At 69.8% G+C, this 18,801-nt stretch carries 18 protein-coding genes and 1 pseudogene; 16 read left to right on the top strand and 3 right to left on the bottom strand.

Features of this window, described 5'->3' with window-relative positions; all coding sequences use genetic code 11:
• Nucleotides 1-219 precede the first annotated feature (219 nt).
• The 5 genes from ABZ855_RS36355 (at nucleotide 220) to ABZ855_RS36335 (ending at nucleotide 3,272) form a co-directional block, all read left to right on the top strand.
• Nucleotides 220-510, top strand: coding sequence for a hypothetical protein (locus tag ABZ855_RS36355; protein ID WP_360814244.1), 291 nt, complete (start codon nucleotides 220-222; stop codon nucleotides 508-510).
• 151 nt (nucleotides 511-661) lie between these two features.
• The gene (locus ABZ855_RS36350; protein WP_360814242.1) at nucleotides 662-1,156 is read left to right on the top strand and encodes a DUF5949 family protein; all 495 of its coding nucleotides are present in this window, start codon (nucleotides 662-664) and stop codon (nucleotides 1,154-1,156) included.
• Between the two features lie 143 nt (nucleotides 1,157-1,299).
• Nucleotides 1,300-1,809 carry a hypothetical protein gene (locus tag ABZ855_RS36345; protein WP_360814240.1) on the top strand — a complete coding sequence of 170 codons (510 nt, stop codon included), beginning with the start codon at nucleotides 1,300-1,302 and terminating at the stop codon, nucleotides 1,807-1,809.
• Nucleotides 1,810-1,945: 136 nt separating this feature from the next.
• Nucleotides 1,946-2,419, top strand: coding sequence for a tyrosinase family oxidase copper chaperone (locus ABZ855_RS36340; RefSeq protein WP_360814238.1), 474 nt, complete (start codon nucleotides 1,946-1,948; stop codon nucleotides 2,417-2,419).
• Nucleotides 2,403-3,272, top strand: a complete 870-nt coding sequence (locus ABZ855_RS36335) for a tyrosinase family protein (RefSeq protein ID WP_360814236.1) — start codon at nucleotides 2,403-2,405, stop codon at nucleotides 3,270-3,272. Before ABZ855_RS36340 ends, ABZ855_RS36335 begins: the two co-directional genes overlap by 17 nt.
• An 85-nt stretch (nucleotides 3,273-3,357) precedes the next feature.
• Here ABZ855_RS36335 and ABZ855_RS36330 read toward each other — a convergent pair whose 3' ends face one another.
• Nucleotides 3,358-3,645: a chaplin gene (locus ABZ855_RS36330; RefSeq protein WP_360814234.1), complete on the bottom strand. Its 288-nt coding sequence runs from the start codon at nucleotides 3,643-3,645 to the stop codon at nucleotides 3,358-3,360.
• Nucleotides 3,646-3,883: 238 nt separating this feature from the next.
• Between ABZ855_RS36330 and ABZ855_RS36325 the strand changes: the two are divergent.
• The 6 genes and pseudogenes from ABZ855_RS36325 to ABZ855_RS36300 form a co-directional block, all read left to right on the top strand.
• Nucleotides 3,884-4,174: pseudogene (locus ABZ855_RS36325) on the top strand (DUF2087 domain-containing protein); the annotation flags it as partial.
• A gap of 376 nt (nucleotides 4,175-4,550) precedes the next feature.
• Nucleotides 4,551-5,759: an ATP-binding protein gene (locus ABZ855_RS36320; RefSeq protein WP_360814232.1), complete on the top strand. Its 1,209-nt coding sequence runs from the start codon at nucleotides 4,551-4,553 to the stop codon at nucleotides 5,757-5,759.
• Nucleotides 5,756-6,157, top strand: coding sequence for a roadblock/LC7 domain-containing protein (locus tag ABZ855_RS36315; protein WP_319207328.1), 402 nt, complete (start codon nucleotides 5,756-5,758; stop codon nucleotides 6,155-6,157). The genes ABZ855_RS36320 and ABZ855_RS36315 overlap by 4 nt, the downstream gene beginning before the upstream one ends.
• Entirely contained in the window at nucleotides 6,154-6,534 is a 381-nt protein-coding gene (locus tag ABZ855_RS36310) for a DUF742 domain-containing protein (RefSeq protein ID WP_360814230.1), read from the top strand. Before ABZ855_RS36315 ends, ABZ855_RS36310 begins: the two co-directional genes overlap by 4 nt.
• Entirely contained in the window at nucleotides 6,509-7,099 is a 591-nt protein-coding gene (locus ABZ855_RS36305) for an ATP/GTP-binding protein (protein WP_360814228.1), read from the top strand. Before ABZ855_RS36310 ends, ABZ855_RS36305 begins: the two co-directional genes overlap by 26 nt.
• A 191-nt stretch (nucleotides 7,100-7,290) precedes the next feature.
• Nucleotides 7,291-8,607, top strand: coding sequence for a cytochrome P450 (locus tag ABZ855_RS36300; protein WP_360814358.1), 1,317 nt, complete (start codon nucleotides 7,291-7,293; stop codon nucleotides 8,605-8,607).
• 106 nt (nucleotides 8,608-8,713) lie between these two features.
• Here the strand turns inward: ABZ855_RS36300 and ABZ855_RS36295 are convergent, their stop codons facing one another.
• Both ABZ855_RS36295 and ABZ855_RS36290 read right to left on the bottom strand, forming a co-directional pair.
• The gene (locus ABZ855_RS36295) at nucleotides 8,714-9,274 is read right to left on the bottom strand and encodes a PadR family transcriptional regulator (protein ID WP_360814226.1); all 561 of its coding nucleotides are present in this window, start codon (nucleotides 9,272-9,274) and stop codon (nucleotides 8,714-8,716) included.
• Nucleotides 9,275-9,333: 59 nt separating this feature from the next.
• The gene (locus ABZ855_RS36290; RefSeq protein WP_360814224.1) at nucleotides 9,334-11,349 is read right to left on the bottom strand and encodes an NADPH-dependent 2,4-dienoyl-CoA reductase; all 2,016 of its coding nucleotides are present in this window, start codon (nucleotides 11,347-11,349) and stop codon (nucleotides 9,334-9,336) included.
• A 367-nt stretch (nucleotides 11,350-11,716) separates the two neighbouring features.
• Between ABZ855_RS36290 and icmF the strand changes: the two genes are divergently transcribed.
• The 5 genes from icmF (at nucleotide 11,717) to ABZ855_RS36265 (ending at nucleotide 18,665) form a co-directional block, all read left to right on the top strand.
• Nucleotides 11,717-14,944 (top strand): fused isobutyryl-CoA mutase/GTPase IcmF, encoded by a 3,228-nt coding sequence (icmF, locus tag ABZ855_RS36285; protein ID WP_360814356.1) that lies wholly within the window; start codon nucleotides 11,717-11,719, stop codon nucleotides 14,942-14,944.
• 191 nt (nucleotides 14,945-15,135) lie between these two features.
• Nucleotides 15,136-16,221, top strand: coding sequence for an S-(hydroxymethyl)mycothiol dehydrogenase (locus ABZ855_RS36280; protein WP_360814222.1), 1,086 nt, complete (start codon nucleotides 15,136-15,138; stop codon nucleotides 16,219-16,221).
• Nucleotides 16,221-16,856, top strand: a complete 636-nt coding sequence (locus tag ABZ855_RS36275; protein WP_360814220.1) for an MBL fold metallo-hydrolase — start codon at nucleotides 16,221-16,223, stop codon at nucleotides 16,854-16,856. Before ABZ855_RS36280 ends, ABZ855_RS36275 begins: the two co-directional genes overlap by 1 nt.
• 280 nt (nucleotides 16,857-17,136) lie before the next feature.
• Nucleotides 17,137-17,499, top strand: coding sequence for a bifunctional 3-phenylpropionate/cinnamic acid dioxygenase ferredoxin subunit (locus ABZ855_RS36270; protein WP_327695012.1), 363 nt, complete (start codon nucleotides 17,137-17,139; stop codon nucleotides 17,497-17,499).
• The gene (locus ABZ855_RS36265) at nucleotides 17,496-18,665 is read left to right on the top strand and encodes an FAD-dependent oxidoreductase (RefSeq protein ID WP_360814217.1); all 1,170 of its coding nucleotides are present in this window, start codon (nucleotides 17,496-17,498) and stop codon (nucleotides 18,663-18,665) included. Before ABZ855_RS36270 ends, ABZ855_RS36265 begins: the two co-directional genes overlap by 4 nt.
• Nucleotides 18,666-18,801 lie beyond the last annotated feature (136 nt).

Here is an 18,801-nt window from a genome sequence, read left to right as displayed (position 1 = left end):
CCGACGGGAGCGCCGCCGCCCCTACCCCACGCCCCCGGGGCCGCGGTGCCGGGCCCACCCCCCCCCCCCCCCCCCACGGCTGTTCCTTTTCTCCGCGTGTCAATTTCGTTTGCGGGCCGCAGAAATTTCTGCGTACGGGGTTTCCGCCGGGACCGGGGCTCGTTAGGCACGGCGACAGAATTCCCTCTGGTGACATGAGTTGCCGAAGAAAGGAACACGATGAAGTCCCTGAAGGCTGCCGCTGTTGTTGCCGGATCCCTGGTCATCGCCGGAGCCGCCGCGCCCGCGTTCGCCCAGGACGCCGCCGACCTCACGCCCACCAGCCTCAACGGCGCCGTCGACACACTCGCCAAGGGCCCCATCGACGTCCAGCAGTTGATGCCGCTCCAGCAGCAGTCGAACGCTCTCGACACCGAGAACAAGGATTCGGTGCTCAACACGGTGAAGGGCGCGACGACCGCCCTCAACTCGAACGGCGGGCTGCTCGGCGGCCTTCCCCTCCAGGGCTGACACGAGTGGTGAAAGGACCGGTTCCGCCGCGCGGAATCGGTCCTTCGTGTTGTTCGACCCCGTCCCTCTTTCGTGTGGCTACCGGCGGGAAATCCCCCGGTCGAGTGAGAATGCGGCCGGGCGGGTCGAATACCGTCGATAAGGTTCCGCGGTGACCTCAACCTCAAGCGAAACGCGCCCTTTCCGCATCGCCGACCTGGGCACGCTCGTCGTGATGGCCTGGAGCGGTGAGGCCCCCGACGGCGACATGCCCTACCTCCTCGCCTACTCCCTCGGCGACGGCGAGGGCGGCCCGGAGGCCTCGGCCGTCGCCGTCGGGCAGCTCCTCGCCAACACCGGTCTGCCGGTCGGCGGCGACATCGTCGACGGCTCCACCCGGCCGAGCCTGCCGGTCAGCCTGCTCGTCCAGGCCGGTTCGGCCGTCGTCACCATGCCGCAGCTCAACGCCCAGTGCATTCCGCCCGCCGAGTGGCTCACCGCGGTCGCCGAACGCGGCTTCGCCTACCTCGTGTTCACCACCCGCCCCTGGCCCGAGGCCCAGCCCGGCCGGCCCATCGAGCCGGAGGCGCTGGCCGCCTTCGCGGGCGCCGAGGAGACCCTGACCGCCGCGGCCCACGTCATCCTCCCGGCCCGCAGCCTGCGCTGACGGCCGAGGGCACGAGGCGCGAAGTCCGGGCTGATCGGACGACTAATGCACCACTTGGGGGAATCTTCAGCTGATGCGGTTCCCAGGATCGTTACGCGGTACGGACGAACACCCCCCGATTCCTGAAAAGGACCGTACTTGCCATGAAGTCGACCACTCGAACCCTTGCCGCCGCTGTTCTCACCGGCGTGGCGGCTGCGGTGGGCGCCGCGGCCCCAGCCGTCGCGGCCGACACGGTCCCCGTGCCCGTCCCGCTGGACGGCGTCGAGAAGTCCCTCAACGTGAGCCTGCCCAAGGTCGGCGGCGAACTGCCGCTGCTGACGCCGGGCGTACCCGAGGGGCCCCGGTACGTCGAGGGGCAGATGATCCCGGCCAGCGCGCTGCCGCAGGTGCCGATGGGGGCCGCGCTGCCCGGTCTGTCGGCCGACGCGCCGCTGCCGCAGCTGCTCGGCAAGGGCTTCGACGAGGCGGGCGTCAGCGTCCCCGCGGCCGACCTGCGGACCCTGACCCCCGGTCTGTCCGTGGACACCCCGCTGACCGCGCCGAACTCGGACGTGTTCGGCCTGCCGACGCTCAAGGAGCCGCAGGCCGCCGTCCTCACGCCGCTGCTCCAGACGGCCCCCACCGGCGCCCTGGGCCTGGGATCGATGTAGCACCGCGGGGACACCGGCCGAGCACCGGACCTGACGAACTCGACTCTCCGGGCCCGGCGTCGACACCCGGGCCCGGCCCGGTCACCGGGCGGTCGGCGCATCCGAACGAACCGAACGAGGAGATGGGGAGAGAGAGTTGTTCGTCAGCGGAGAACCGCGGGGCCCGGGAGGGCCCCGTCCCTGTTCCGGAACACGGCGGGACGCGCTGCGCGCCCTGTGCGTGTCGGCCCTTGCCCTGGCCGTCGTCCCGGTCGTCGCCGCCGCGTGGCCCCGGCACGGGCGGGGCGAGGACGAGACACCGACCTTCGACGAGACGTACCGGGGCCGCCGGCTGCGCGGTATGAGGACCGACGCCGTCGGCGCGGAGCACCTCGACCACATGGCCCAGGCCCTGCGCGCGAGCGGCGACGGGCGGTGGCACGTCACCGTGGACGGGCGGCCACTGCATCTGATGCGGCGCGCGGACGGGACGTATCTGAGCATGGTCGACCACTACCGCTCGTACCCCACGGCCCTGGAGGCGGCGCGTGCCGCGGTCGACGAGCTGGGGCCGGGGCGGCAGTTGACGGTCGTCGGCAGCGAAGGGGGCGGTCGTGGCGTACACGCGTAAAGACGTCAGCACGCTGACGCGCGGTGAGCGGCGGCGGTTCGTCGGGGCGCTGCTGGAGGTCAAACGCCGGGGCGAGTACGACGAGTTCGTGCGCACGCACATCGAGTACTACGTCTCCGACGGCGAGAAGGGGCTGCGTACGGCCCACATGGCGCCCTCCTTCCTGCCCTGGCACCGGCGGTTCCTGCTCGACCTGGAGCAGGCGTTGCAGCGTGTCGACCCGTCGGTGACGCTGCCGTACTGGGACTGGACCCGGGACCGTACGACGGCCGGGGCGCCCTGGAGCGAGGATCTGCTCGGGGGTACCGGGCGACCCCTCGACCAGCGGGTGATGACCGGGCCGTTCGCCTACGACCAGGGTGACTGGACCATCAAGGAGAGCGTGACGGACGGCGAGTTCCTCACCCGGGACCTCGGCCGCATCCGCGACCCGCTCACGCTGCCGACCCGGCAGGACCTGGACGCGGCTCTCGACGATCCCGTCTATGACGTGTCGCCGTGGGACTCGACGTCGGCGAAGGGGTTCCGCAACCGGCTCGAGGGGTGGGGGAGCGGGCGGGGGCCCGTTTCCTGGCGCAACCACAACCGTGTTCACCGCTGGGTCGGCGGGCACATGGTCGGCGGTGCCTCCGTCAACGACCCGGTCTTCTGGCTGCACCACGCCTTCGTCGATCTGTGCTGGTCGCGCTGGCAGCTTCGGCACGGGGCCGGGGCCCGCTATCTGCCCGACCGGCCGCCGCGCGTCGGCGACCCGCAGCGCGGCCGGGTCGTCGCCCGGCACGAGACGCTGCCGCCGTGGGACGTGACGCCGGACCAGCTGGAGGACCACAGCGGGGTCTACCGGTACGCGTAGTACGGCGGACCAGGTGAGGTACGGATACGGAAGAGCCCCGACGGTGGGTCCGTCGGGGCTCTTCCGGTGCTTGCCGTACGGCGTGTCAGCTGCCGTAACCGCCGGGGCCGGGGTTGCCCTTGTGGTCGTCGTGGCTGACGTTGGCGCAGGTGTTGCCGAAGGCGGGGTTCAGCAGACCGATCACGCTGATCGAGTTCCCGCACACGTTGACGGGCACGTGGACCGGGACCTGCAGGACGTTGCCGGACAGGACGCCGGGCGAGCCGATGGCCTCGGCCTGGGCACCCGCGTCGGCCGTGGCCATACCGGCACCGCCGAGGACGACGGCACCGGTGCCGAGAGCGGCGACGGCTGCCTTCGCGATGCGAGACATCACGTTCTCCTTTGGTTCGATGAGTGCGGGCGCTCGACTCGCGCCCGCACTTCCCCTACAACGCGCCCGCTCACGCCTGGTAACGGCGTTCAGCCGGTCGTCACCCTTTTCGAAGAGCGTCCCGGCCCGACGGTGACGAAAAGTGGTGGGCGGTTCCTCGCGCACCGGTTAGCCTCCGGTCATGGCATCCGACCGAGCCGAGCAGAACGAGCGGCAGCAGAACGAGCGGCAACTGACCGAGAACGTGTTGCGGACCTTCGTACGGGAGGGGGGCTCACTCGTGCGGCTGCCCGCCCGCTGGAGCCGGAAGCTGATCGTGCTCCGGCACATCACCGAGGAGACCTTCGAGCCCGGGGTGGAGTACGCCGAGCGGCTCGTCGACGAGCGGCTGCGGGTGTGGTGCGAGGGCGCGAGCCGGATCGACCATGTGACGCTGCGGCGGTATCTGGTGGACCTGGGGCATCTGCGGCGCAGCGGGGGCGTCTACTGGCGGCCCGCCGAGTCGGACCTGAGCGCCGGCGCCGCCTGAGAGTTCGCGGTACACGCCCGTTTCCCGGTAGGCGGAAAGCCAGGGGGGCGGGCTTTCGCGTGTTCGCGTCCGGAGGACGGCAGCGGTCGACGGTAGCGGTCGATGAATGGCGTGGGTTCTTTCGCGGATCCTGTGTGAAGGTCTGCAAGTAACCGTAAGCGGAACCTTTTTGACGCCCACTTGACTGTTAAGATCATCCCACTTTCAGTAGGCTGAGGCGCGTCAAGCGCACGGGGGCAGTCTCTAAGGGCCCCACGCGAAGGAGTGGCTGAGTTGGTCCGCCGGTAAGGTTCGCCACCGGGCAAGGCCCGAGTTCCAGGCCAGGACCCAACGGACTGCAACTGCTCCTGTCGCAAGGCGACTTGAAGAGAGTCTCATGACGTCATTGATCCAGGATCCACTGCTGTGGATCTTGCTCGTGGTCTTGGTCGCTGCGGTCGTCGCAGTGATGCGGGCCCGTAGAACCAACATGGCGCTCCGCAGGAAGACCAACGACCTGCAGAGCGCCCGCGAAGCCGCCCAGAGCGAACGCGACCGCCTCTATGCGGAATACACCCAGCTGAACGCACAGCACGCGGGCGACCTCGCGGCGGTGCGCAAGGATGCGGAGGAAGACACCAAGGCCGTACTGAAGTCCGCCATGCGGACGCTGCAGGTACTCGCCGACGAACAGCAGCTCATCATCGAGAAGTCGCAGCGCCGCTACGGCGACGACGAACAGGTCCTCGGGGACCTGATGATGATCGACCACACCAACAGCCAGTTCGGCCGCCGGGCGCAGGGCATCGCCGTGCTGTGCGGTGGCTGGCTCGGCCGGCGCGAGAACACCGCCTCCGTGTACGACGTGGCCCGCAGTGCCCAGGGCCGCATCAAGCACTTCGACCGGGTCACCATCAACACCCAGGTCAACGTCTCGGTGGCCAGCCGGGCCGTCGAGCCCGTCGCGGTCGTCCTCGCCGAACTGCTGGCCAACGCCACCAACTACAGCGCGCCCGGCACCCGCGTCGACATCAACATCCAGGCCGTACCCACCGGGGTCTGTCTGATCGTCGACGACGCCGGCCTCGGTATGAACACGGAGGAGAAGGCGCGCGCCGGCGCCCTGCTCTCCCCCCAGGCACCGGTCGACATCACGAGCCTCGGCGACCCGCCGAAGTTCGGCTTCGCCGTGTCCGGGATGCTCGCCACCCGGTACGGCTTCAAGGTCTCGGTCGATTCGGTGTCCCCCTACGGCGGCGTACGGGCGGTGATTCTCTTGCCTGAGAACCTGTTGACCACGGACGTTCCCGAGCCCGAGGGCGGGCGTGCGAAGGCGGAACCCCAGGCCGAGGCACCTGCCGCGGCCCCGCAGCGGCTGACCCCGGTGGCCACGCCGGGCGGCCCGCCGCGACCGATCGGAACGACCGCCGGCGGCCTGCCCAAGCGGCGGCGCCGCGGCAGCCCGGTCGCGGTCGTGCCACCGCCCCCGGAACCGGCCCAGCCGGAGCACAACACACAGGTGACGGCCTCACGCATCGGCGCGTTCCAGCGCGGAACGCTGCTCGGGCGGGACACGACGACCATGGAAGGACCACAGGACCAGTGAATCCCGATCTGTCGTGGGTGCTGAACGATGTGCTGCAGGTGCGCGGCGCCCGTCACGCGATCCTCGTCTCGGCCGACGGCCTCCTCCTGGAGCGGTCCAGCGACATCGAACGCGACGAGGCCGAGACCAACGCCGCCGCGATGAGCTCGATGCAGTCCCTCAGCCGGGCCGTCGCCCCCTTCGTCGGCTACGGACAGGGTCTGTGGAAGCAGACACTGATCGAGTACGACGGCGGCTGGATCTTCCTCATAGCCGCGGGCAGCGGCGCCTACCTCGCCGTGTCGGCCGCACTGGACGTCGACATGGAGGCCATGTCGTTCCGGATGCAGCAGCAGGTGGGGGCGCTCGGCAAGGCGATGACCACCCCGCCGCGCCAGAACGCCGGTGCCGACGCATGAACGCGCACGGCGAGGACACACCGGTCACGGTCACCAGCGACTTCGTCCGGTCGTACGTCATCACGGGCGGGCGGACGCTGCCGACCGCCGATGAACTGTCGCTGCACACCCTGGTCACGCTGGCCCCCGACCGGGAGGTGCCGCTCGGCGCCAGCCCCGAGGTACGGGCCATCTGGGACCTGTGCGGGGGTGGCTACCTCTCCGTCGCGGAGGTCGCCGCACACCTCTCGCTGCCGGTGGGAGTCGCCCGGCTCCTCCTCACCGATTTATTCGAACAGGGTCATCTCCTGCGCCGTGCCGCGCCCCCACGCGCCCAGTCCGTCGACAGAGGAATCATCGAAAAGGTGCTGCATGGACTCGAATCGCTCTACGGCTGAGACGATCTACGTCTCAGACGCGGTCACCACCACCGCGAAGATCCTGGTCGTAGGGCACTTCGCCGTGGGCAAGACCACGTACATCGGCTCGCTGTCGGAGATCGCCCCACTGCGCACCGAGGAGAAGATGACCCAGGCGTCCGCCCACGTGGACGACCTGAAGGGCGCCCCGGACAAGGTGACCACCACGGTCGCGCTGGACTTCGGCCGGCTCACGCTCAGCGACGAACTGGTGCTGTACCTGTTCGGTACGCCCGGTCAGCAGCGCTTCATGCAGCTGTGGGAGGACATGGCCCGCGGCGCCCTCGGAGCGCTGCTCCTGGTCGACCCCTCCCGGCTGGCGGAAACGTTTCCGGTGATCGACCTGGTCGAGAAGTACGGCCTCGAGTACGCCATCGCCGTCAACACCTTCGACGCGGCGAACGAGTTCGACGAGGACGAGATCCGCGAGGCCCTCGACCTGCTGCCCGACACCCCGGTCGTCTACTGCGACGCCCGGGACCAGACGTCCTCGGCGATGGCCCTGATCGCCCTCGTCCAGCACCTGCTCACCCGCGCGGCCTGAGCCCCCGTCCCACCCTTTCGGGCCCCTCCCCGCACAGGGGGTCCGGACAGGGGACCGGGACCGGAGCCGGGCAGCGCGACAAGGTTTTTCCTCACCCCCGTCCCCCGCCCCCGAGGCGCGGGGAACCCTAAGGAACCTCCATGGACACACAGCACGCGGGTGCCACGCCGAGCGCTCCCGCCAGATGCCCCATGCACGGCGCCGACTTCGCCGCCGAACCGCACCGTATCTACGACCAGTTGCGCGCCCACGGCCCGGCGGCCCCCGTCGAGCTCGCCCCGGGCGTGGACGCCACGCTCGTCGTACAGCACGAGATGGCCCTCAGGGTGCTCCAGAACACCACCCTGTTCGCGCGTGACTCGCGCCGCTGGACCGCGCTGAACGAGGGCCGGATCTCCCTCGACAGCCCCGTGCTGCCGATGATGGCGTACCGGCCCAACGTCCTGTTCACGGACGGCGCGGTGCACCTGCGGCTGCGCAAGGCCGTCACCGAGAGCCTCGCCAAGCTGAACATCAGCCGGATCCGGCGGGACGTCGAGCCCATCGCCGACTATCTGATCGACCAGTTCAGCGAGCGCGGGCGGGCGGACGTTCTCAGCGACTACGCCAAGCTGATCCCGCTGCTCCTCTTCAACAAGCTGTTCGGCTGCCCGGCCGACATCGGCGACCGCCTCACCACCGGTATGTCCGCCATGTTCGACGGCCAGGACGACGCCCTCAAGGGCATCGAGATCGTCGCCACCTGCCTCCAGGAGCTGATCACCCTCAAGCGCCGCGAGCCCGGCGAGGACGTGACCTCCTGGCTCATCCAGCATCCCGCGGGCCTCAACGATGAGGAACTCAGGGACCAGCTGATCGTGCTGATGGGCGCGGGCCTCGAACCTCAGCGCAACCTCATAGCCAGCGCCCTGCTCCTGCTGCTGTCCGACGGCCAGTCGGGGCGCGACAGCGGCATGCTGGTCGAGGAGGCCATCGAGCACGTGCTGTGGAACAACCCGCCCATCGCCAACTACGCGACGCACTACCCGTTGCAGGACGTCGACCTCGGCGGCGTACCCGTCGACGCGAACACCCCGGTCGTCATCAGCTTCGCCGCCGCCAACAGCGACCCGGCCCTCAACGAGGCCCGGCAGATGGCGAGCAAGGGCGCGCACCTGGCCTTCGGCGCGGGACCGCACGCCTGCCCCGCCAAGGACCCGGCGCAGGTCATCGCGCTCACGGCGATCGAGAAGATCCTCAACGCGCTGCCCGACCTGACCCTCGCCGTCCCGCAGGAGAGCCTGCTGTGGCGCCCCGGCCCCTTCCACCGCGCGCTGGCCTCGCTCCCGGTGCGGTTCAGCCCGACGCCGGCCACCCGGATAGCGGCGGCCCTGCGCAACCAGGCGCCGCTGCCGGCGGCCGAACCGGTGCACCGCCCGGCCCCGCAGCCGACGCCGGCTCCGGCGGCCCGTCAGGAACAGCGCAAGAAGGGATTCTGGAGCTCATTCCTTGACGTCTTCCGGCTCTGACGGTCAACTGCCCACCCATTTACGTGAATTGAGCCGGCCGGACGGAACCGGGTTCTGCCGACCGGCGTGAGCGCCCTGTGTCCGAGCCGGCCTCGGGACGGGGCGCTCACGTGGTTTCGTCGGGCAGTTCCGCGAACTCCGTCAGGGCGTGCGTGAGCCACTGGGTCCAGAAGGTCTCCAGGTCGATGCCCGCGCGCAGGACCAGGTGCTGGAGACGGTCCTGCCGGTTTCGCGGGGCGTCGCCGCCGGGCTGGAAATCGCGCTTCTCGATCTCCTCGTACTCCGCCAACTGGCGTTGGTGCAGGGCGAGATGGCGGCGCAGGTCGGTCTCGATGCCCTCGGTGCCGACGACCGCCGAGGCGCGCAGGCGCAGCAGCATCGTGTCCCGGTGGGGCTTCGGGTCCTGGGACGCGGCGGTCCAGCGGGCCAGTTCGGCGCGGCCCGCCGGCAGGACCTCGTAGCTCTTCTTCTGTCCCCGGGTCGGCTGCTCGGGGGCGGGCAGGGCGCGGATGTGTCCCTCGGTCTCCAGTTTTCCCAGCTCGCGATAGATCTGCTGGTGCGTCGCCGACCAGAAGTAGCCGATCGACCTGTCGAACCGGCGGGTCAACTCCAGCCCCGAGGACGGCTTTTCGAGCAGGGCGGTGAGGATCGCGTGCGGGAGGGACATGGCTCAATCCTAGGGACGGGTGGGCGTGAGAGGCCTGTGCCGGCGGGCTCGTACGGCCGTCAGAGTGCCGCCGCCAGTTCGGTGCCCTGCTTGATGGCCCGCTTGGCGTCCAGTTCGGCGGCCACGTCGGCGCCGCCGATCAGGTGCACATTGCGGCCGGCGGCCAGCAGCTCGTCGTACAGGTCGCGGCGCGAATCCTGGCCGGTGCACAGGACGACCGTGTCGACCGGCAGCACGGTGGAGGTGCCGTCGACGGTGACATGCAGACCGGCGTCGTCGATCCTGTCGTACCGCACGCCCGGGACCATGGTGACGCCCCGGTGCTTGAGCTCGGTGCGGTGGATCCAGCCGGTGGTCTTGCCGAGCCCGGCGCCGACCTTGGACTCCTTGCGCTGGAGCAGGTGGACGCTGCGGGGAGGGGTGGGGCGCTCGGGTGCGGCCAGTCCGCCCGGGGCGCGGTAGTCCATGTCGACGCCCCAGGCGCGGAAGTACGCCGCCGGGTCCTCGCTCGTCTTGTCGCCGCCGTCGGTGAGGAACTCGGCGACGTCGAAGCCGATGCCGCCCGCGCCGAGGATCGCGACACGGTCGCCGACGGGCGCGTTGTCGCGCAGCACGTCGAGGTAGCCGACGACGCTCGGGTGGTCGATGCCGGGGATGTCGGGGGTGCGGGGGGTGACGCCGGTGGCGACCACGACCTCGTCGTAGGCGGTCAGATCGGCCGCGGCCGCGTGGGTGTCGAGGCGTACGTCCACGCCGTGCGCGTCGAGTTGGTGGCGGAAGTAGCGCAGGGTCTCGTCGAACTCCTGCTTGCCGGGGACCTTGCGGGCGACGTTCAGCTGGCCGCCGATCTCGGGGGCGGCGTCGAAGAGGGTGACCTCGTGGCCGCGTTCGGCGGCGGAGACGGCACAGGCGAGGCCGGCGGGACCGGCGCCCACGACGGCAACTCGCTTGCGCAGCTTGGTCGGTGAGAGGACCAGCTCCGTCTCGTGGCAGGCGCGCGGGTTGACCAGGCAGGAGGTGATCTTCCCGCTGAAGGTGTGGTCCAGGCAGGCCTGGTTGCAGCCGATGCAGGTGTTGATCGCCTCGGGGCGCCCCTCGCCTGCCTTGTTGACGAAGTCGGGGTCGGCGAGCATCGGGCGAGCCATCGACACCATGTCCGCGTACCCGTCGGCGAGCAACTGCTCGGCGATTTCAGGGGTGTTGATGCGGTTGGTGGTCACCAGGGGGATGCCGACCTCGCCCATGAGCCTCTTCGTCACCCACGTGTACGCGCCGCGCGGCACCGAGGTGGCGATGGTGGGGATACGGGCCTCGTGCCAGCCGATGCCGGTGTTGATGATGGTCGCGCCGGCCGACTCGACGGCCTTCGCGAGGGTGACCACCTCGTCGAGGGTGGAGCCGCCGGGGACGAGGTCCAGCATCGACAGACGGTAGATGAGGATGAAGTCGTCGCCGACGGCTTCGCGTACGCGGCGGACTATTTCGAGGGGGAAGCGGGTGCGGTTCTCGTAGGAGCCGCCCCAGCGGTCGGTGCGGTGGTTGGTGCGGGCGGCGATGAACTCGTTGATCAGGTAGCCCTCGGAGCCCATGATCTCGACGCCGTCGTAGCCGGCGCGGCGGGCGAGGACCGCTGCGCGGGCGTAGTCGTCGATGGTCTGCTCGATCTCGGCGTCGGTGAGTTCGTGCGGGGGGTAGGGGCTGATGGGGGCCTGGAGGGGGCTGGGGGCTACCAGGTCGGGGTGGTAGGCGTAGCGGCCGAAGTGCAGGATCTGCATCGCGATCTTGCCGCCTGCCTGGTGGACGGCGGTGGTGATGGTCCTGTGCTGGTCGGCTTCGTCGTCGGTGGTGAGTTTGGCGCCGCCTTCGGCTGGGCGGCCGGCGTTGTTGGGGGAGATGCCGCCGGTGACGATCAGGCCTACGCCGCCTCGGGCTCGGGTGGCGTAGAACTCGGCCATGCGTTCGAAGCCGGCGTCTGCTTCTTCGAGGCCTATGTGCATGGAGCCCATGAGTACGCGGTTGGGGAGGGTGGTGAAGCCGAGGTTCAGGGGGCGTAGGAGGTGGGGGTACTGGGTCATGGGGGTTCCTCCGGGGGCGGGGTCGGTTCTGTCTTTGTAGGGGATGGGTGAGGGGTTGTGCAACTAGTTGCATAATGGCGTGCGGCACAGTGGTGTGCGGGTGGGTTGTTTTCGCCCCCGCCGCCCCTACCCGTCCCATCCCGTTCCTGGGGGCTGCGCCCCCAGGCCCCCCTTTCGGCCCTGAAGGGGCCTCGTCCTCAAACGCCGGACGGGCTGGGGGTGCGGGGCGGCGTCGGAGGGGTGTCGGGCGGGCTGGACCAGTGCGCCTTTCGGCATTTACTTGGACGTCCTAGTATCCTGTTTACTAGGACGTCCTAGTAAATCTGCAGCCCGCGCTCCGATGCTCTTCGGGAAGGCCTCCATGACCGTGAACGAGCTTCATCGTCCCGTGCATCCTGTCCGTCTGGTCACCGCCTCCGCGTTGTTCGACGGGCATGACGCGTCGATCAACATCATGCGGCGGATCTTCCAGTCCCAGGGTGCCGAGGTGATCCATCTGGGGCACAACAGGTCCGTGCGGGAGGTGGTGGACGCCGCGTTGGAGGAGGACGCGCACGGTGTGGCCGTCTCCTCCTACCAGGGCGGGCATGTCGAGTACTTCGAGTACCTCGTCGAGTCGCTGCGCGGGCAGGGGGCCGAGCACATCCAGGTGGTCGGGGGCGGTGGCGGGGTCATCGTGCCCGAGGAGATCGCCCGGCTGCGCCGCAACGGCGTGACCATTTTCTCGCCCGAGGACGGGCAGCGGATGGGGCTTGCCGGGATGGTCAACTCCGTGGTGAAGGACTGCGACTTCGATCTCTGGGAGAGCAAGGCCGTCGATGCCGCCGCCGTGCTGACCGGTGACCGGTTCGCCATCGCCCGTGCCATCACCGGTGCGGAGCTGGGCAAGCTGCCCCCCGAGCTGCTGGAGCAGGTGCGGACAGCTGCGTCGGCGCGGGTCACGCCCGTTCTCGGCATCACCGGTACCGGCGGCTCGGGCAAGTCGTCGCTGACCGACGAGCTGGTCCGGCGGTTCCGGGTCGACCAGCAGGACAAGCTGCGGATCGCGGTGATCGCCGTCGACCCGACCCGGCGGCGGGGCGGCGGAGCGCTGCTCGGCGACCGGATCCGGATGAACTCGCTCGACGGCAGCCGTGTCTTCTTCCGGAGCCTCGCCACCCGCGGCAGCCATGAGCTGCCCGAGCACCTGGCCGACGTGATCGACGTCGTGAAGGCGGCCGGGTTCGACCTGGTGATCGTGGAGACGCCGGGCATCGGGCAGGGCGACGCGGCGATCGTGCCGTACGTCGACACCTCGATGTATGTGATGACGCCGGAGTTCGGCGCCGCCTCGCAGCTGGAGAAGATCGACATGCTCGACTTCGCCGATGTCGTGGCGATCAACAAGTTCGAGCGGCGCGGCGCCAAGGACGCGATGCGTGACGTGGGCCGGCAGCTGGTCCGTAACCGCGAGGCCTTCGGTATGCGGCCCGAGGAGATGCCGGTGTTCGGCACCTCCGCCGCCACCTTCAACGACGACGGCGTCACCGCGCTGTACCAGCACCTGCGCGACGGTCTGGCCGAGCGGGGGCTCCCGCTGTCCGAGGGCGACCTGGCGCCGGTCTCCGTACGGCACTCCTCCGGCATCCGGCGTGTCGTGCCCGCCGAGCGGGTGCGCTACCTCGCCGAGATCACGGAGGTGGTCCGCAACTACCACGCCCGTACCGAGGAGCTGGCGGAGGCGGCTCGGCGGGTGCAGCGGCTGGACGCCGTCAAGGGCGAGCTTGTCGAGGCCGGGGCGGAGGTGGGGGGTGTCGAGGGGTTGCTCGCCGATGCCCGCCGGAACCTTCCGCACGAGGTTGGGGACCAGATTCTGAACTGGCCCGCGGTCGTGGCCTCGTACAGCGGTGACGAGCAGGTGGTGAAGGTACGGGACCGGGAGATCCGTACGCGGCTGAACCGTGAGTCGCTGTCGGGGAACCGGATTCCGCGTGTCGCGCTGCCCGCCTTCACCGACCACGGCGAGCTGGTGCGGTTCTGGCGCCGGGAGAACCTGCCCGGGCTTTTTCCGTTCACCGCCGGGGTGTTCCCCTTCAAGCGTGACGGTGAGGACCCGGCGCGGATGTTCGCCGGGGAGGGCGACCCGTTCCGTACCAATCGACGGTTCAAGCTGCTGTCCGAGGGGCAGCCGGCGACCCGGCTGTCCACCGCGTTCGACTCGGTGACGCTGTACGGCCGGGACCCCGACGAACGTCCCGACATCTACGGCAAGGTCGGCACGTCCGGCGTCTCCGTGGCCACCCTGGAGGACATGAAGGCGCTGTACGACGGGTTCGATCTCGTCGCGCCGACCACCTCCGTGTCCATGACGATCAACGGACCGGCGCCGACCGTCCTCGCCTTCTTCCTCAACACCGTCATCGACCAGCAGCTCGAGAAGTTCCGGGCGGCGGAGGGGCGGGATCCGTCGGTGGAGGAGGCCGCCGAGCTGCGCGCCCACGCGCTCGCGAACGTGCGCGGCACCGTCCAGGCCGACATCCTCAAGGAGGACCAGGGGCAGAACACCTGCCTGTTCTCCACCGAGTTCAGCCTGCGGATGATGGCCGACATCCAGGAATGGTTCATCCAGCAGAAGGTCCGCAACTTCTACTCGGTGTCCATCTCCGGCTACCACATCGCCGAGGCCGGGGCGAACCCGATCAGCCAGCTCGCCTTCACCCTCGCCAACGGATTCACCTACGTCGAGGCCTACTTGGCGCGCGGGATGCACATCGACGACTTCGCGCCCAACCTGTCCTTCTTCTTTTCGAACGGGATGGATCCGGAGTACTCCGTGCTCGGCCGGGTCGCTCGGCGTATCTGGGCCGTCGCCATGAAGGAGCGGTACGGGGCGGGGGAGCGGAGCCAGAAGCTGAAGTACCACGTCCAGACCTCCGGGCGCTCGCTGCACGCCCAGGAGATGGACTTCAACGACATCCGCACCACCCTGCAGGGCCTGATCGCCATCTACGACAACGCCAACTCCCTGCACACCAACGCCTACGACGAGGCCGTCACCACCCCGTCCGAGGAGTCGGTGCGGCGGGCGCTGGCGATCCAGCTGATCATCAACCGCGAGTGGGGTCTCGCCATGAACGAGAACCCGCTCCAGGGGTCGTTCATCATCGACCAGCTCACCGACCTGGTCGAGGAGGCCGTGCTCGCCGAGTTCGACAGGATCAACGAACGGGGTGGTGTGCTGGGCGCCATGGAGACCGGCTACCAGCGCGGACGCATCCAGGACGAGTCGATGCTGTACGAGCAGCGCAAGCACGACGGCACGCTGCCCATCATCGGCGTCAACACCTTCCGGCGGCCCGGAGGCGAGGGCGCGCCCCAGGAGGTCGAGCTCGCCCGCGCCACGGAGACGGAGAAGGAGTCCCAGCTCGCGCGCGTCCGCGACTTCCAGAACACGCACGGAGCGGAGGCCGCCCAGGCGCTCGCCCGGCTGAAGGAGGCCGCCGTCAGCGGCGACAACGCCTTCGAGGCGCTGATGGCCGCGGCCAGGGTGTGCACACTGCGCCAGGTCACCGAGGCGTTCTTCGAGATCGGGGGCCAGTACCGGAGGAACGTCTGAGGGACGGAATGTCTGAGCGGGCGGAACGTCTGAGCGGACGGTTCCAGGACCTCCCCCGGGAACCGTCCAGAAAACCTCCACAACCTTGACCCTCGCTCGGCACTCCCGGATGCTGTGTTGCGGCACATGAGATGTGTGCCGCAATGAGCAACATCGCACCATCCGGGTTCTGTATCAGCCGAGGAGTGGCCATGACTCACCAGGTCCGTGCTGTCGTCGCGCGGGGGAAGGGCGCCCCTGTCAGCCTGGAGACGATCCTCGTGCCGGACCCCGGTCCGGGCGAGGCGCTGGTCAAGATCCAGGCCTGCGGGGTCTGCCACACCGACCTGCACTATCGCGAGGGCGGGATCAACGACGAGTTCCCCTTCCTGCTCGGCCATGAGGCGGCCGGTGTCGTGGAGTCGGTGGGGGAGGGGGTCACCGATGTGGCTCCCGGGGACTTCGTGATCCTCAACTGGCGTGCGGTGTGCGGGAATTGTCGGGCGTGTCTGCGTGGGCGCCCGTGGTACTGCTTCAACACGCACAACGCCAAGCAGAAGATGACCCTGCTCGACGGGACGGAACTCTCGCCGGCGCTCGGGATCGGCGCCTTCGCCGAGAAGACCCTCGTCGCGGCCGGCCAGTGCACCAAGGTCGACCCGGCCGCTTCGCCCGCTGTCGCCGGGCTGCTGGGGTGTGGCGTGATGGCCGGTATCGGTGCCGCCATCAACACCGGGAACGTCGGTCGCGGTGACACGGTCGCCGTCATCGGCTGTGGGGGCGTGGGCGACGCGGCGGTGGTCGGGTCGAACCTGGCCGGCGCCGCGAAGATCATCGCCGTCGACATCGACGACAACAAGCTCGCGACCGCGCGCACGCTGGGCGCGACCCACACGGTCAACTCCAGGGAGACCGACGCCGTCGAGGCGATCCGGGAGCTGACCGGCGGCTTCGGCGCCGATGTCGTCATCGAGGCGGTGGGCCGCCCGGAGACGTACAAGCAGGCCTTCTACGGCCGTGACCTCGCCGGGACCGTGGTCCTGGTCGGGGTCCCGACGCCGGACATGAAGCTCGAGCTGCCGCTGATCGACGTCTTCGGGCGTGGCGGCTCGCTGAAGTCGTCCTGGTACGGCGACTGCCTGCCCTCCCGCGACTTCCCGATGCTCATCGACCTCTACCTCCAGGGCCGCCTGCCCCTGGACGCCTTCGTGACGGAGACCATCGCGCTCGACGAGGTGGAGAAGGCGTTCGAGCGGATGCACGGTGGCGACGTACTGCGCTCGGTGGTGGTGCTGTGATGGCCGGCGGTGTCCGTATCGAACGGCTGGTCACCTCGGGCACCTTCTCGCTCGACGGCGGCACCTGGGACGTCGACAACAACGTGTGGATCATCGGTGACGAGAGCGAGGCGGTCGTCATCGACGCCGCCCACGACGCCGACGCCATCGCGACGGCCGTCGGAGACCGGCGCCTGACCGCCATCGTGTGCACCCACGCTCACAACGACCACATCGACGCCGCCCCCGCACTCGCAGCGCGCACCGGCGCCCCGATCCTGCTCCACGGCGACGACCTGCCGCTGTGGAAGCAGACCCACCCGGACCGGGAACCCGACGCGACGCTGGCCGACGGCCAGGTGATCGAGGTCGCGGGCGTCGCGCTGACGGTTCTGCACACGCCAGGCCATGCCCCGGGCGCGGTCTGCCTGTACGCCCAGGGGCTGGGTGCCGTCTTCGCGGGCGACACCCTCTTCAACGGGGGCCCGGGTGCCACCGGGCGCTCCTACTCCCACTTCCCGACCATCGTCGACTCGATCCGGGACCGGCTGCTGACCCTGCCGGGCGACACCGTCGTATACACCGGGCACGGGGACACGACCACGGTCGCCGCCGAGGCGCCGCATCTCCAGGAGTGGATCGACCGCGGTTTCTGACCGCCGCCTGGCTGTCGGATGCCTGCCTGGTGCTTGCCTGGTGCCTGCCTGCTCAATGCCTGCTCAATGCCTGCCCGATGCCCCCTGAGCTGCTTCGACATGCTCGGGCGGGCATCGGGCTCGCTTGGTTTCTCGTTGTGCAATGTGATGTTGGTTGTGCAGGGCGCAACCCGAGGGGATGGCTCATCCCGCTCCCTGGACTTCTTGACAAGGGTTCAGGGCGCCCTCAGACTGGCGTTGCGCTTACCGCAATCCGTTTCGCTATACGCACCGAGGTGTCATGATGATTCCCGCGTGCCGACTCGCGGATCTTCCGCGAGGTGAGGCCTTCCGGCTCGACATCGACCCGCCCGTCTCGGTGTTCCACACCGACGACGGCGAGGTCTTCGCCATCGACGACACCTGCACCCACCAGGATGCCTCGCTCGCCGACGGCTGGCTGGAGGGCTGCGAGGTGGAATGCCCGCTGCACGCCTCGAAGTTCGACCTGCGCACCGGCGCCGTCGACTCCCCGCCGGCCAAGCTGCCGGTGCGGACACACGAGGTCGTCGTCGAGGACGGCATGATCTACGTACGGGTGTCCACGGACGCCCCCAACCTGCCCCCCTGCATCGCGTCCCGGCTCGCCGGGGGTCCCGCGTGAGAACGGTGGCCGTGGTGGGCGCCTCGCTGGCCGGACTGTCGGCGGCGCGCTCCCTGCGCAAGCAGGGCTATGACGGACGGCTGGTTCTGATCGGCGACGAGGCTCACCGCCCGTACGACAGGCCGCCGTTGTCCAAGGAGTTCCTGGCCGGAACCCTCGGCGAGGCGGATCTCGGACTGGAGACGGACGGCGAGGACCTGCGCGCGGAGTGGCTGCTCGGCACCCGCGCGATCGGCCTCGACCGCACCGACCGGTCCGTCCGCCTCGCCGACGGCCGGAACGTCCGCGCCGACGGCATCGTCATCGCGACCGGCGCCGCCGCCCGCACCCTGCCGGGTGCCGACGGCCTGACCGGCGTGCACACCCTGCGCACCCTCGACGACGCCCGCGCCCTGCGCGACGAACTGGCGGGCGGGGGACGGCTGGTGGTGATCGGCGGCGGGTTCGTCGGCGCGGAGGTCGCCTCCACGGCGTACGGTCTCGGCCTTGACGTGACGGTCGTCGAGGCCGCTCCGACACCGCTCGCCGGACCACTCGGCGAGACCATGGGCGCCGTCGTCTCCGGCCTCCACGCGGACCACGGCGTACGGCTGTTGTGCGGGGTCGGCGTCAAGGGGCTCAGTGGCGAGGGCCGGGTGGACGGCGTGCTGCTGGAGGACGGGCGCAGCGTGCCCGCCGACATCGTCGTCGTCGGGGTCGGCGCGCGGCCCTGCGTCGACTGGCTGGCCGGGTCCGGGGTCGCCCTCGAGAACGGCGTCAAGTGCGGCGCGGACGGCCGCACCAGCCTCGCCGGGGTGGTCGCGGTCGGTGACTGCGCCAACTGGTACGACCCCCGGGTGGGGGCGCATCGCCGGGTCGAGCACTGGACGGGGGCGCTGGAGCGGCCGGCTGCCGCCGTGACGACGCTGCTGGCTGGGGGTGCGGTGGAGACGGGGGTGCCCCGGCCGCCGTATTTCTGGTCCGATCAGTACGGGGTGAAGATTCAGTTTGTCGGTCATGCGGGGGTCGCTGACAGTGTGGCGGTGGAGGAGGGTGCGGTCGGTGACCGTGACGTCCTTGCCGTTTACCGGCGGGGCGGGGAGCCGGTTGCCGTTCTCGGGATGAATCAGCCTCGGCTGTTTGTGCGGTGGCGGAAGCAGTTGAGTGTTTTGCCGGGGGTGCGGTGAGTCGCCTGCGGGCCGGTGGGGGCTTGTCGCGCAGTTCCCCGCGCCCCTGTCGGGCGCGCCCCTTCGGGGCGCAGCCCTCAAGGGCGCTACGTCATAGCTAGTTGATCCATTTACACGACCACGACGTTTCTCCGAG

Origin of the sequence: Streptomyces sp. NPDC047042 (assembly GCF_040644035.1) — a bacterium.
Taxonomy (GTDB): domain Bacteria; phylum Actinomycetota; class Actinomycetes; order Streptomycetales; family Streptomycetaceae; genus Streptomyces.
Note: the sequence above shows the minus strand (reverse complement) of the source record. Positions and strands in the feature narration are given on the sequence as shown.

What these genes read in the sequence shown, in the direction of transcription:
- ABZ855_RS36355 (WP_360814244.1), top strand. Translation starts at nt 220, where the DNA reads ATGAAGTCCCTGAAGGCTGCCGCTGTTGTTGCCGGATCCCTGGTCATC.
- ABZ855_RS36345 (WP_360814240.1), top strand. Translation starts at nt 1,300, where the DNA reads ATGAAGTCGACCACTCGAACCCTTGCCGCCGCTGTTCTCACCGGCGTG.
- ABZ855_RS36330 (WP_360814234.1), bottom strand. Translation starts at nt 3,645, where the DNA reads ATGTCTCGCATCGCGAAGGCAGCCGTCGCCGCTCTCGGCACCGGTGCC.
- ABZ855_RS36320 (WP_360814232.1), top strand. Translation starts at nt 4,551, where the DNA reads ATGACGTCATTGATCCAGGATCCACTGCTGTGGATCTTGCTCGTGGTC.
- ABZ855_RS36310 (WP_360814230.1), top strand. Translation starts at nt 6,154, where the DNA reads ATGAACGCGCACGGCGAGGACACACCGGTCACGGTCACCAGCGACTTC.
- ABZ855_RS36305 (WP_360814228.1), top strand. Translation starts at nt 6,509, where the DNA reads ATGGACTCGAATCGCTCTACGGCTGAGACGATCTACGTCTCAGACGCG.
- ABZ855_RS36300 (WP_360814358.1), top strand. Translation starts at nt 7,291, where the DNA reads ATGCACGGCGCCGACTTCGCCGCCGAACCGCACCGTATCTACGACCAG.
- ABZ855_RS36295 (WP_360814226.1), bottom strand. Translation starts at nt 9,274, where the DNA reads ATGTCCCTCCCGCACGCGATCCTCACCGCCCTGCTCGAAAAGCCGTCC.
- ABZ855_RS36290 (WP_360814224.1), bottom strand. Translation starts at nt 11,349, where the DNA reads ATGACCCAGTACCCCCACCTCCTACGCCCCCTGAACCTCGGCTTCACC.
- ABZ855_RS36280 (WP_360814222.1), top strand. Translation starts at nt 15,136, where the DNA reads ATGACTCACCAGGTCCGTGCTGTCGTCGCGCGGGGGAAGGGCGCCCCT.
- ABZ855_RS36275 (WP_360814220.1), top strand. Translation starts at nt 16,221, where the DNA reads ATGGCCGGCGGTGTCCGTATCGAACGGCTGGTCACCTCGGGCACCTTC.
- ABZ855_RS36270 (WP_327695012.1), top strand. Translation starts at nt 17,137, where the DNA reads ATGATGATTCCCGCGTGCCGACTCGCGGATCTTCCGCGAGGTGAGGCC.